This window comes from Paenibacillus agaridevorans (assembly GCF_003112455.1).
GTDB lineage: Bacteria > Bacillota > Bacilli > Paenibacillales > Paenibacillaceae > Pristimantibacillus > Pristimantibacillus agaridevorans.
Map to the genome: position 1 here is coordinate 37095 of NZ_BDQX01000362.1, position 13595 is coordinate 50689.

Genomic DNA, 13595 nt, shown 5'->3' on the forward strand with positions numbered 1-13595 from the left:
TGATTTTTCGAGTACATTGCCACGGTTTGGGGATACTGCGGCGTATCGTGTATGATTTTTCGAGTACATTGCTACGGTTTGGGGTGACAGCGGCGTATCGTGTTTGATTTTTCGAGTACATTGCCACGGTTTGGGCCTACTGCGGCGTATCGTGTATGATTTTTCGAACACGTACACTACTTTGCGGTTGCGAAAAAAACACTATCCCTCTTCAAAAGAGTCATTGAACTCCCATGAAATCGGATAGTGTTTTTGTTGAACACTTTAGGGTGACTCGACTGCCCCTTACCTAATACATCGGCTCCACGAGCACCGCGCATACTTTGAAGCCCGGCATCCGGCATTTGGGGCGACAGGTTTGGGTATTCATCGTCATGTAATCGATTCATCGCCCGATAAGCGTAGGCGTTATTACCGATCACGCTTTCGAGAACACGCCTTCCGTAAGCAGCTTGAAGTCAAAGTCCGACAGCGATTCCGCCCGGTAACAGCGATCCGACGGATCGAACGATAACAGCTTGGTCAGCGTATTCGGCACGATCACGCAGTGCATCCCCGCCGCGACCGCCGCCCGCGCTCCGTTTGGCGAATCCTCGATTGCGACTGCTTCGTCCGCCCGCACGCCAAGCGCTTCAATCGCGCTAAGATACAGCTCCGGATCGGGTTTCACCTGGCTCACGTCATCTGCCGACCGGATAACCTCGAAATATTCGCGGATATCCAACTGGTCCAAATATTTATCGATCCAGGCACGATCGGAACTGGATGCGAGACCGATGCGCAGCCCCGCTTCCTTGGCCATCTTCAAATATTCCCGGATGCCCGCCCGCACTTCCTCCACATTCATTCTGGCCGTATGGTCTGCGCGGATTCGATTGCGGAACTCCGCTACATCGATGGGCAGTCCCAGCTCTGTCGCAAGGTACTCGTACGGGTTGAACAGATGCAAGCTCGTACCGAGACATTGCGAATATTGCTCGACGCCAAGGTCGACGCCATGTTCTTTGTAAGCATCCCGGAAGGCATAATACCATGCCGTCTCCGTATCGATGATCGTTCCGTCAAAGTCAAAAATAATCGCTTTAATCATTTCCTTTCCCCTTTCCGTTCATAAATCGTAGGAGCTACTGCAAGTTGAACGCGACCTCCAGATCGCGGATACAAGAATCGTCGATGTGAACAATGTCGCCTAACGCGCGGGCTGCAAGCACGGATTTCGCGCTGTATTCCGCAACCTCCAGCCGATCAAAAGCCTCGAGCAGACTTTTACCCGTTACGATTACGCAGTTGTTCTCGACTATGGCCAGCGGCGTACTGACATTTAACAATCGGGCGGTTTGCTCTGGATCGCGATAGACGGCGTCAAACGGCAGCTTCGGCGTGCCTCGCAACAAAATATAGCTTTCCGGAATCGTTCGGGAATCGAAAGCAAGCTCCGTTACGGCAAACGCCATAATATGAGGCGGGTGCGCAATCAACACGGCGTTGACGTGAGGCTGGCTTTCGTAGATCGCCTTATGCAACAGAACGGATTTGCTGGGCACTTTCCCTTCTTCCGTTTTGCCATCCTTGATCGTAATCAAATCGGAAGGCTCCATATAGTTGCGATCCAGCCCATAAGGCGTAATGACAAAATCATTGCCCTCCGTTCTACGGGAAAACGTGCCCTGCGTGCTGGTAAACAGCCGTTGATCATAAGAACGTCGAATGAAATTGCACATTTCTTTCCGGGCTCCGTTTTCCAGCGTTGTTCTGCCCTGAGGCTTATAATTTTCGTATGCGACATCGCCTTTGCTCCGCACCATCTCGTAATTTTCGTCCGTCAGCAGCTTCGGTTCCCCGATCCGCCGGGCTTCGATTTCAAGCCGTGCGCAAAAATCCAAAGTCTCGAACATTTGAAACGCCTTAAACAGATTGTCCGCTCCTATGACGACGCCGTGATTTTCCAACATAACGGTATCGTATCCCTTGACGAACACGTCCGCGATTTTCCGCCCCAGCTCTTCGCTGCCGGGAAGGGCGTATTCGGCAATGCCGATCGGACCGCATATTCGACGTTCGTTCGGAAGCAGGCGCGTGTCGGGAATTCGGCGAACGATGCTAAAGGATACGAGCGCCGGGGGATGGGCATGAATGATGGCTTTAAGATCCGGCCGCGACTTGTAGATCAGATTGTGAAACGGAAACTCGCTGGAAGGCCTGTGCACGCCCTCTACCGTGCCGTCCGCTTTGACGCAGACCATATCCCTGGCGGTAAGCGAGCCTTTATCTATACCGGCGGGGGTGATCCAGATATCCCCTTTATCGTCCTTGATAGACAGGTTGCCGCCCGACGTAGTCGTCATTCCGTATTTGTAAATACGCTCCATAAACAGAAGGAGTTGGTCTCCCGGATGCATGTATTCCTGTTTCATTGCAATCGCCTCACATTTCCGTTTGTTTTTGTTTTTATTTGATTTCTTTTATTATACCGCAAATTTAATGGCGGGAAGTGAGATTTTTGTCACAAGCGGTAACAAAGTGAAACGCTGTCGCCGTCCTTTGGCGGCGCAAACCGTTTCATTCCGAGAACTCCAAGTCCGGATAAAGCGCAAAAAGGTATTCATTTTCAGAATATAAAAAAGCCCGCTGCATGACGACGAGCAAGCCCCGAAGGCCCGCACGCCGCCAATGGCGGGCTGATTGCAGCATGTATTCCCCGATGCGTTAGTGGCCTCCGGAATGGGCATGATCGCCCTCCGCTACCGCCGAAGGATCTAGCTTGCTTCTGCCCATAAAGAACGACCCAAGCAGCGCCAGAGCAGCCGGAACAATCGCGATGGCGAACGTTAACGTAATCGACGAGGAGAGGGCAGACACAATCGTATCCAGCACCTCGGCCGGCATTTCGGCGCGTTTCTCTGGAGCCAGCAGCTCCCTGGGATCGCCGCCGACGGCAGGACCGCCCGTGGCGCCGCCAAACGCTTCATTCAATCGGCTGGAGAAGTAGTTGCTCTGAATAATACCGAATACGGTAATGCCTACGGTCATCCCCAGCGAGCGGATGAAGTTGAGGGTAGAGCTCGCCGTGCCGCGCTGACGAATGGAGACGCCATGAATGGCCGCATTGCTGAGCACCGAAAACGATGCGCCAATACCCAGACCGAGCAGAATCATGTACAGCGTCACCTGCAGCTTGCCGGACTCCGGAGACAGCGTCGTGACGAGCACCGTGCCTGTGACAAGCAGGATCAGCGTAGAGACCATGACGTTTCGATACGGTATTTTCGTCATGAGCACGCCGCCGAGCGTAGCCGTCACGACGGAGCCGAGCATCATAGGCAGCAGCACGAGACCTGAATTCGTCGCCGTGCCGCCGAGCACGCCCTGAATGAAGATCGGGATATAGACCGATGCCACGATGAAGGCCGCGCCGCTGAAAAACGCAACGATAATGCTAGTCGAATACAGACGATTTCGGAAAAGCGAATACGAGATGATAGGCTCCTTGGCCTTCGTCTCCACATACAGGAACACGATTAGCAGCAGCACGCATGCCGCAAACATGCCGATAATTTGCCACGAGTCCCATGCAAAGGTTTTGCCGCCCAGCTCCAGCGCGAACATAAGAGCCACGACGGAACCGATCAGGGTAACAGCTCCCGTCCAATCGATCGGTTGTTTGGAATGCTCCAGCGATTCCTTGTAGAAAAACGCGATCATGCAGAGGGACAGAAGTCCAAGCGGCAGGTTGATGTAGAACACCCACTCCCACGCGATATGATCCGTAATATAGGCACCCAAAAGCGGCCCGAAAATGCTCGACATGCCGAATACGGCTCCGAACAGGCCTCCCAGCTTGCCCCGGGATTCAAGCGGTACCGCATCGAACATAATCGTGAACGACGTCGGTACCATCGCTCCTGCCCCGATGCCTTGCACGGCGCGGAACAATGCCAGCTCCTCAATCGAAGAAGCCGTCCCGCATAAAGCGGAGCCGATCATGAAGACGATAATGCCGAAGACAAAAAATCGTTTCCGTCCATACATATCGGATAGCTTGCCGAAGATCGGCATGCCCGCCATTTCGGCAATCATGTAGGCGGAGGTTACCCATACGAATTTGTCCAGCCCGCCTAGCTCGCCGACGATGTTGCCCATCGCCGTGGCGACGATCGTATTGTCCATCGAAGCCATAAGGATGCCGAGCAGAAGGCCGGCGATAACGATGCCGAGATTTTTGTTTTTTACCGTTGCAGTCACGCTTCACGCAACCTTTCTTTATTCAAATGAGGGATGATTGATGGAACTCGCACTTCCTATTGTATCCATCGTTATCATGCTTTTATAACCTTTCAGCCGGTCCTGTTTTCGACTTCGCGTGCGTCTCGAAGCTTTGCCGGTATTCGATTCTGCCTATCTCGCAGCCAGGTCCAACCTTGACTGTATTGCCTCTTACCAAATCCGCGCGCGTATATTCGATATACACCTCATCCCCTTCGATTAAAGCAGCAGAAAGCCTCGTTTCGACAGATGGCTGCACCAAGCTTTTAAGGCCCAACCCTCTGCTCCTGCGCACGACAATGGTGCCGCCCACAATTTCCCCCACTTGGGAGGGCCCGTATAATCGAATGGTCGTACGCTCGGCGTTAACGACGCTTGCCGTCTCGACGGCGCCCCGAATATCCAGCTTCTCCGCTTCGATCGGGCCGCCGGAATGAAGCATTCCCGACAGGACAATCTCTTCTCCCCTGATGCCCGTCTCCCCGCGAAGCTCTCCCATTCCTCCGAGTATCCCGCCTCTTAACGAGCCATTCACCTGCAATTCGCCCGTAAACTTCAGCCTGCCGGCTTTCAGATCCCCTTGCAACTTGGCCGTCCCCGTCAATGACAGCTGGCTGCAAGCAACATGCCCTATCAGCTTGGCGTCACCTGTAATGCGGATCTTTCCGAATATTCCTCCGGCCATTTCGGAAGTGCCGACAAGTCTCAAATCCTGAACATGCTCATTCACCGAGTTTCTCCTCCTTCTCGACGATGCTGTCGGGATGAACCGTCATTCGTGTCTTGAATTCGGCCCTGCCGATTCTGCAGCCCTTGCCGATCACGATCTGTCCTCCTCGCACGACCGCCGCATGCGTGTACTCCAGCCGAACGATATCGCCTTCGATGACTTCAGCGTCCAGCCTGGATTCGGCGCTTGGCAACGCCCAGCTCCAAAGCCAGCCCCAACCGCTGCCGCCCAGTCTGCTGACGATAACGGTCTCGCCGCCGATCTCTCGTATTTTGCTCGCCTTGTGCGCAAGTCCCAGCTCGATCGTCCCTGCGTTTAGCAACCCCTCCGACTTCACGACGCCTCTGCCGATAAACGTCTCGGCTTCGATGTCTCCGCCTGCCGTCAACATGCCGTCGAGCTTCACGTTATCGGCTTCGATCCGTCCACCAACCTTGCACAGGCCATCCAGCAGCGTTGTTCTGGCTATAAGCGCTCCTTCCACGGACAACTTGCCTTCGCTTCGCAACTCGGGGGTATAGACGTTGCCTTCGATCGTCGTAACACCGCTGGAACGGATGCCGTACACAGCGCTCAGATGACCTGCTACCTTAGTGACGCCGTCAATCTGTACGTTCCCATATTCGCCTCCGCTCGCCTTGCCATATCCGCTCATCGTCAAATTCGGCAACCCGCCCCTGCGCTCGAAGTCCTTCGTCTCGAGGTTTTTCATCTCGAGGTTCTTCGTCTCGGGCTTTCTCGTCTCGAGGTTCTTCGTCTCCATGCATTCGCCTCCTTCTCTCATTGCAGTTTGCTCTTCAGTTGCTCCGCCGTCTCCTGCATGCTTAACCTCCGTACCATCTTAACCTCTTCGTCAAAATACAATGCGGACGATGCCGTTACCAAAACAAACGACGCCATGCCCATCTTACGAATAAAGACCAGATCACATGGTTCACCGTTAAACTTGGGATAATGCTCCTCAAGCGCAGCCAGCAAAACATCGCCTTCCTCCAAGCCCATCTCTCCTGCTCGAAGCAACATATCCACAGTGAATAACTTCAGCATCCGGTCGAACGGATACATTGTTCCCGCCTCGTCCCGGTTCATATAACGTTGAGCCGATATCAACGAAACAATGTTTCGTTCGATCATACCATCCTTACCAAGCTCTGCATCGACAGGACCGTTCACCAACTTACTCGCAAGCTCGTCGAGCGACAAGTCGTCCTTTAGATTTAACACTTTATCAATGCGAGCCAATATAAGCTCCTTTGGGAAAAACGTCTCCTGGCCCGTAAACACGGACTTCCGAATAAACCATTCCTCCGGAATGAGCCCCTTCCGTTTCCAACGATACAGCTGCCCGTACGATATGCCTGTCGCGTCCAGCAGCTCCTTTTTCGATATAAGCTCCCTCTCCACGCACGCACCTCCTTATCACGATAATCATCGTAACATAACATTGTTACGTAGTAAAGATGGAGAAAATGGATCCACAGAAGTGCAACCAGGGGGTGTGTGCAACTTGCTTTGTGGGATTCATCCACAATGTGATTCATCCACAAGTCGAGGCTGATGCGCTGGGGATCCGTCACATAAACAGGGATGTATACACGGAGCTACTGGGGATAGTGGGGATGAGTAGTCCCGCCTCAGTGGTATCCACATGGGGATACACACAATGCGCCGGACACACTGCATTTGCGCCCGATCAGTATGAAATTTCATACACATAGCGCCGGACACACTGCATTTGCACCGGATCAGTATGAAATTTCATACACAATTCGCCGGCTACACTGCATTTGCGCCCGATCAGTATGAAATTTCATACACGATGCGTCGGTCACACTCCAATCACGCCGGATCAGTATGAAATTTCATACACAATGCGCTGGCCATACTCCAATCACGCCCGATACGTGTACTAGAAATGAGTCGTCGCCGATTACAGCCACGAAGCAGCCTCTGATATGTCCATGCCCTCTCGTTGTTCTCCCCACATTCCTGCTTCCTGCTCCACTACTCCAAATTTATATTAAGTCCGGGCTTTGCATAGTGCCGATATACTCGTAGTACATCACCCGCTGCGATTCTCCTCTCGTCACGGCTCTGAATTTGCCCTTCTCGACTAATCTGCGGCAATATTTGATGACTGTCATGTTGTGAATTTCAAGTTGCCTTGCTGCTTCCTTCGGGCGGATCAATCGATTGTGACGTATCGCTATGCGCATGAGCTCGCGCTCCATTCTGTCATATTGTCTCTCGACCGTCCCCGTGCTCCCATTCATTGCAGCCAGATACGGAGTCAGAATATGCCGCAGCATGGACAAGATAAAGGAAGGATTCTCCTTTAGCTCATCCAGAGCAATGCTATATACCCTGCAATCCTGCGATTGCAAAAACAATTCCCTGTTCAAATCCAGCCTATACTTGGTACGATCCGTGCCATGCGAACCGTAATCCATAATTTCAAACACGATTCGCGAATCGCCGGCCAACCACATGAAATCCACAAAATAAGATTTGCCACGCCCATCCTTCACCTCATACTACGGATGGAGCACATGAAAATGACCCGCAAGCGGCCACCAAACCTGCTCAACAAATATCTTGTTTCCAAAGCCGTGCCCACGTTTTAACGCATCCAGCCGTTCTCCTTTTCTACGCTTCAAATGATACGACTTCCACTTCTCATGTTCATAACCAAAACCCGCTACCACATTCCCCACCAACCTTCCTGGAAAATTAACACGCGATATTTTTGAAAAATAACGCCAAAATGCCCCGTATCCTCTAACAAGGAAACGGGGCATTCTTCGCCGCCGACAACGTTATTTGTTTTAACTGTGCCACAAAATTCGGAGCTCCGCAAGCGCGCATATACTGAAACAGCCCTTAAACACACCCTTACTACTTCCGATGCATCTTAAACTCCAGGAACAGCTCGTTGTAGTGGGACAACATGCGCGGGCCGAGGTTGTCGTACACCTCGAGGCGGTCCGTCAGCTCCTTGTCCGGGTAGAAACGCTCGTCACCCGAGATATCCTCCGGCAGCAGCGCCAACGCCTCCTTGTTCGGAGTCGAGTAGCCGACGTATTCCGTGTTCTGCGCCGCCACTTCGGGGTCCAGCATAAAATTGATGAACGCGTGCGCGCCCTCCAGATTGCTCGCCGTTTTCGGAATGACCATGTTGTCGAACCATAGGTTGGAGCCTTCCTGCGGCACGACGTAGTCGAGGTCCTCGTTCTGGTCCATGATCTCCGAGGCGTCGCCCGACCAGACAAGACCTGCGGCGGCCTCCTCGTTTGCGATCAGCATCTTGATCTCGTCGCCGACGATCGCCTTCACGTTCGGCGTCAGCTCCGACAGCTTCGCTAGCGCCTCCTGCAGATGCTCCTGGATCGTATCATTCAGCGAATAGCCGAGACTGTTCAGCCCCATCCCCATCACCTCGCGCGCTCCGTCCAGCAGGAAGATATTGTTGCGCAGGCTTTCGTCCCACAGGTCTTCCCAGCTGTCGAAAGTAAGGTCGCCGACCATCTTCGGATTGTAGATAATGCCGACCGTTCCCCAGAAATAAGGAACAGAATACGCATTGTCTGGGTCAAAGGACAGGTTCATAAAATCGGGATCGATATGCTTCAGGTTAGGCAGCTTGCCATGGTCGATCTTGAGCAGCAGATCGTCTTCTTTCATTTTGCTGATGGCGTATTCCGAAGGGACGGCCACGTCGAACGTGGTGCCGCCTTGTTTGATCTTGGTCATCATCGCTTCGTTGGAATCGAACGTCTGGTAGATGACCTTGATGCCGCTCTCCTTCTCGAACTGCTTGATCAGCTCAGGGTCGATATAGTCGCCCCAGTTGTAGATCGTCAGTGTATTGCCTCCGGAGTAGCCTTCGCTTGAATTCAACGCAGCCACCGCGTACATCAGTCCGAACGCCACGATGAATACCAGCAGGAACGTGCGCACTAAACCGCTCATGCCCGTTCCTCCCTTCCTGCCGGACGACTGCTCCGGCGATTAATGAAGTAGTAGCCGATAACCAGCAGAATCGTGAACAGGAAGATCAGCGTCGATAATGCATTGATCGACAGCGACACGCCTTGGCGCGCCCGCGAGTAGATCTCGACCGACAACGTCGAGAAGCCGTTCCCCGTCACGAAAAAAGTTACCGCGAAGTCGTCGAGCGAATACGTTAATGCCATAAAAAATCCCGCGAATATGCCCGGTTTGATATACGGCAAAATAACTCGCGTCAGCACCTCCCAGGAGCTCGCGCCCAGATCGCGCGCCGCGTCGAGCAGCGTGCCGCTCATCTCTTGCAGCTTCGGCAGCACCATGATGACGACGATCGGAATGCTGAACGCGATATGCGACAGCAACACCGACACGAAGCCGAGCTGGATGCCCGCAATCGTAAACAGAATGAGGAAGCTCGCCCCGATAATGACGTCCGGGCTGACGATCAACACGTTGTTGAGCGTGAGCAGCGTTCCTTTGGGCCGGTTGCTGCGGATGTAATGAATGGCAATGGCTCCGAACACGCCAATGATTGTCGAGATTGCCGAGGACAGCAGCGCGATGATAAATGTATTGAGCACGATGATGAGCAATCGCGTGTCCTGGAACACTTCCCCATAGAATTCCCAAGTAAAGCCTTCAAATTCCCGCATGGAACCGCCGCTATTAAACGAATAAAACATCAGGTAGAAGATCGGCGCGTACAAAATGGCGAACACGACGATCAGGTACAGGTTGGAGGGCTTCCAGCTATTTTTTCGCAATGTCGATCAGCCCTCGCTTTCTGTTGCCGGTTAGCAGCATCAAGAGCGCCATGGCAATGATGAGGAAAACCGCGATCGTCGCCCCCATGCCCCAATCCTGCGTCACGAGAAAATGCTGCTCGATCGCCGTACCGAGCGTAATAACGCGGTTGCCCGCGATGAGGCGCGTAATCATGAACAACGACAACGCCGGAATGAAAACGGCCATGCAGCCCGCCTTGACGCCGTCCAGCGTCAGCGGGAAGATGACCCGGCGGAACGTCGTCCATGCCGAAGCTCCGAGATCGCGCGCCGCGTAGACGAGAGTAGGGTTCATTTTCTCCAGGGCATTAAAGATAGGCAGCACCATAAACGGAATAAAAATATACACCGACACAAACACAAAGCTGAAGTCCGTAAACAACAACTGCTTCGTACCGATCCCGGTCAACTCCAGCACGGCGTTTACAAAACCGTAGGTGCCGAACAGGCCGATGAAGGCGTACGCCTTGAGCAGCAGGTTAATCCAGCTCGGCAGTATGATAAGCAGCAGCCATAACCCTTTGTGCTTCGTCCGCGTCAGCAGATAAGCCGTCGGGTACGCGACCAGCAGCGAAAAAAACGTGATGAGGAAAGCGTACCAGAATGAGCTGAGCGTCATTCGCAAATAGACAGGGGTGAAAAACTTTTCATAGTTGCTCAGCGTGAACTCGCCTTCCACATTAAAAAAGGAGTAATACACGATGAGCAAGATCGGCGCGACGACGAACAGAACGATCCAGAGCAGGTAGGGAACAAGATAAAAATTGCGCGCTCTAGCTTCCATGACGACCAGCCCCGCCTTCTCCACCTCGATTGTCCTGCTTCAAACCGGCAGCAGACTGGCTTGCCGGGGCGGATGGCGCTCCTTGCCCAAACTTCTTGTCGGCGCTCCCTCCCTGCTCGTCGTCCTCATACGACTCCAGCCGTTTGTCGAACTCCTCCTCCGTCTCGCCAAGACGCATAACGTGGATCGCCTCCGGTTCGAAGGTCAGGCCGATCCGTTCGCCTACCGTCGCCTTGCGCGTGGAGTGGACCAGCCACTCGTTGCCGGCATCGTCGTAGGTGCTGATCTCGTAATGCACGCCCCGGAACAGCTGCGTATCGACGCGCACCTGCAGCTTGCCGTTATCCTGCGAAGTGATCTCCAGATCCTCAGGGCGAATGACGATATCGACGACTTCGCCGTCGTTCAAGCCCTGGTCGACGCATTCGAACGACCGACCCGCGAATTCCACCTCGAAGTCGCGCAGCATGCGGCCCTTCACAATATTCGACTCCCCGATGAAGTCGGCCACGAACCGATTGATCGGCTCATCGTAAATGTCTGTCGGCGTGCCGGACTGCTGGATAGTGCCTTCATTCAAGACGAAGATCTCGTCCGACATCGCGAGCGCTTCCTCCTGATCATGCGTGACGAAAATAAACGTAATACCCAGCCTGCGCTGCAGCTCGCGAAGCTCGTATTGCATTTCGGTACGAAGCTTCAGGTCGAGCGCCGACAGGGGTTCATCCAGCAGCAGAATTTGCGGCTCGTTTACGATTGCTCTTGCGATTGCGACGCGTTGGCGCTGACCGCCCGACATTTCGGTAATTTCGCGGTTCTCGTAACCTGAGAGGCCGACGAACTTCAGCGCCTCCCTCACCTTCGAAGTGACGGCATCGCCCTTCATCCGCTTGACGCGAAGCCCGAACGCTACGTTCTCGAACACGTTAAGATGCGGGAACAGCGCGTAATCCTGGAACACCGTGTTCACCTGCCGTTCGTTAGCGGGAACGCGGTTAATGATTTTGCCATCAAACGTGATATTGCCGCTCGTAGGTTCCGTAAAACCCGCGATGAGGCGGAGAATTGTCGTTTTGCCGCAGCCCGACGGGCCCAGAAGCGTATAGAATTTGCCCCGCTCGATCTCGAAGCTGACTTCCTTGAGCACCGCGGGGTCGGATCCGCTATATTGTTTCGTTACTGAGTCGAACCGGATAATCGGCATGCCTGTCATCCTTCAACCTCCTTCGTTTCCCTTGCCGCATGGCGTTGTCCCTTATCTCAAGGACCCATGGTGCTATTAAATCAATGTGATTATACAGCATTCTCGCAAAAGGGCAACTGAAATATTGGTAAACCTTACACTATCTTTATGGTCGCCTAATAAATATATAAACAGATTAATATTTAATCGTATCAAACTGGAAAAAGACCCTACTATGCTTACTATTTCACGAAGCACGGCTCGTTATCCAAAGCTTGGCATTCGTGGTAGACTGTCAGCATAGCGAAATGAAAGGGGAATTACAAAATGGCTGTGGGGAAAACATGGCGCACGGATGCTCATCATCGACGATTCGTTGCGTCTTTCAGCGGGGGCAAAGACAGCTCGCTGGCGCTTCACTTGGCCATGCAAACCGGAGAAGCCGTGGGGCTTATCGTCATGCTGGAGGAAAAAGGAGAGCGCTCGCGGTCGCACGGCATGCCGCCGGAGCTTATTGCCGCGCAAGCGGAATCCATCGGTCTGCCCGTATTATCCGCCGCCGCAACCTGGGATGATTACGAAGAGGCGTTCGTCCAGCTGCTCGTCCGGGCCAAGGAGCTGGGCGCCGAGGCTCTTGTGACGGGCGACCTGGACATGCCGGAGGAGGGCTGCTGGCATGACAAGGTCACGAAACTAGCCGGTCTGGAGCTGGGCATGCCTCTGTGGCGGATGGATCATCTCCGTTGCGTGGAAAACTTCATCGAGCTGGGATTTGTCGCAGTCGTCGTGACGATCAATCTGACTTTTGGGATGACGGAGGCGGATTTAGGGAGGAGCATGACGCGGGAATTCGTCGACGAACTCGTCAGGCGCGGCATTGATCCCTGCGGGGAGGGCGGAGAATTTCATACGACCGTCCTGGACGGTCCCATTTTCCGTAAGCAAGTGCCTGTACGACAGCTCGCTATCGTCAGGGACGGCGACTACGCCTTTCTGCCTCTTGAGTTGGATAAAGCAGCGTGGCGACTATAATCGCGCTAAGAGTCAATATCGTCGAGTGGTGGAATGGTGCTTGTGATGGAGCTTGAATGAGACCTGAATGCAGCTTACGTCCGGCGTTTCCCGCACTCGTCGAATAACAATAGTTATGCATCAGCTCTGCGTTGGCGTTACTGGGGGGGACGGAGTGTTATCAAAGCACAAATTTATGCTTCATTCGGCGTCACACGCACACACTCTGCCCCGGCCGATCCATCGCGTTATAGCGGACTCCACTTTATTTCGATGTTCGGCCTCCGCTGAGCGCATTATAGCGGACTTTTCCGCTTTATTTCGATGTTCGACCTCCGCTGGGCGCATTATAGCGGACTTTTCCGCTTTATTTCGATGTTCGGCTTCCGCTGGGCGCATTATAGCGGACTTTTCCGCTTTATTTCGATGTTCGGCCTCCGCTGGGCGCATTATAGCGGACTTTTCCGCTATATTCCACAGTTCCGCGTTGCGAGAGAGAGGCTTGCACCGGAATCAGGCGGTTGGCACCTGCCAGCCTGCAAGCAGCTCAAAAGGCCATCCCCGACAAGTGGGGATGGCCTTCGATATGAGCCCGAGCTTAAGCAAAACCGATCGTGCAACTGCCTTGCTTAAGCCGCGGCTTTGCCCGCTTCCTCTTCGTTCCGTCGGCGCAGCAGCGTAAAGAATGCGAACGACAACACCGCAAATGTTGCCGCGAAGATCGCAAGCACGCCGGCGTCGGTCCACATGCGGCTGACGTAGCCGCTGGAGATGACATCGCGGAAACCCGCGACGGAATACGTCATCGGCAGCCCAGGAGCGACCGACTGC

At 53.7% G+C, this 13595-nt stretch carries 13 protein-coding genes; 1 reads left to right on the forward strand and 12 read right to left on the reverse strand.

What is annotated here, in order from left to right:
* Window positions 1–418 precede the first annotated feature (418 nt).
* The 11 genes from PAT3040_RS28470 to PAT3040_RS28520 form a co-directional block, all read right to left on the reverse strand.
* On the reverse strand, window positions 419–1090 hold the full coding sequence (locus PAT3040_RS28470; protein ID WP_087571949.1) for an HAD family hydrolase: 672 nt from the start codon (window positions 1088–1090) through the stop codon (window positions 419–421).
* A 34-nt stretch (window positions 1091–1124) separates the two neighbouring features.
* Window positions 1125–2414 carry a class II aldolase/adducin family protein gene (locus tag PAT3040_RS28475; RefSeq protein WP_108995343.1) on the reverse strand — a complete coding sequence of 430 codons (1290 nt, stop codon included), beginning with the start codon at window positions 2412–2414 and terminating at the stop codon, window positions 1125–1127.
* Between the two features lie 292 nt (window positions 2415–2706).
* Window positions 2707–4242, reverse strand: a complete 1536-nt coding sequence (locus PAT3040_RS28480; protein WP_256976061.1) for an MFS transporter — start codon at window positions 4240–4242, stop codon at window positions 2707–2709.
* Window positions 4243–4324: 82 nt separating this feature from the next.
* A complete protein-coding gene (locus tag PAT3040_RS28485; protein ID WP_108995344.1) occupies window positions 4325–4993 on the reverse strand; it encodes a hypothetical protein in 669 nt (222 codons plus the stop codon).
* Window positions 4986–5756 carry a hypothetical protein gene (locus PAT3040_RS28490; protein ID WP_108995345.1) on the reverse strand — a complete coding sequence of 257 codons (771 nt, stop codon included), beginning with the start codon at window positions 5754–5756 and terminating at the stop codon, window positions 4986–4988. The genes PAT3040_RS28485 and PAT3040_RS28490 overlap by 8 nt, the downstream gene beginning before the upstream one ends.
* 17 nt (window positions 5757–5773) lie before the next feature.
* Complete coding sequence (locus tag PAT3040_RS28495) at window positions 5774–6397, reverse strand: YhbD family protein (RefSeq protein ID WP_108995346.1); 624 nt, start codon at window positions 6395–6397, stop codon at window positions 5774–5776.
* Window positions 6398–7008: 611 nt separating this feature from the next.
* Window positions 7009–7455 (reverse strand): hypothetical protein, encoded by a 447-nt coding sequence (locus PAT3040_RS39095; protein WP_258235199.1) that lies wholly within the window; start codon window positions 7453–7455, stop codon window positions 7009–7011.
* A gap of 433 nt (window positions 7456–7888) precedes the next feature.
* The gene (locus tag PAT3040_RS28505) at window positions 7889–8962 is read right to left on the reverse strand and encodes an ABC transporter substrate-binding protein (protein WP_108995347.1); all 1074 of its coding nucleotides are present in this window, start codon (window positions 8960–8962) and stop codon (window positions 7889–7891) included.
* Window positions 8959–9765 (reverse strand): ABC transporter permease, encoded by an 807-nt coding sequence (locus PAT3040_RS28510; protein WP_108995348.1) that lies wholly within the window; start codon window positions 9763–9765, stop codon window positions 8959–8961. The genes PAT3040_RS28505 and PAT3040_RS28510 overlap by 4 nt, the downstream gene beginning before the upstream one ends.
* Window positions 9752–10570: an ABC transporter permease gene (locus PAT3040_RS28515; protein WP_108995349.1), complete on the reverse strand. Its 819-nt coding sequence runs from the start codon at window positions 10568–10570 to the stop codon at window positions 9752–9754. Before PAT3040_RS28515 ends, PAT3040_RS28510 begins: the two co-directional genes overlap by 14 nt.
* Complete coding sequence (locus PAT3040_RS28520) at window positions 10560–11783, reverse strand: ABC transporter ATP-binding protein (RefSeq protein ID WP_108995350.1); 1224 nt, start codon at window positions 11781–11783, stop codon at window positions 10560–10562. Before PAT3040_RS28520 ends, PAT3040_RS28515 begins: the two co-directional genes overlap by 11 nt.
* A gap of 297 nt (window positions 11784–12080) precedes the next feature.
* Between PAT3040_RS28520 and PAT3040_RS28525 the strand changes: the two genes are divergently transcribed.
* Entirely contained in the window at window positions 12081–12785 is a 705-nt protein-coding gene (locus tag PAT3040_RS28525) for a Dph6-related ATP pyrophosphatase (RefSeq protein ID WP_108995351.1), read from the forward strand.
* A 608-nt stretch (window positions 12786–13393) separates the two neighbouring features.
* On the opposite strand, the gene PAT3040_RS37535 is transcribed toward PAT3040_RS28525, so the two are convergent.
* The coding region (locus tag PAT3040_RS37535; RefSeq protein WP_181376893.1) for an ABC-2 transporter permease at window positions 13394–13595 on the reverse strand (202 nt) is incomplete at its 5' end.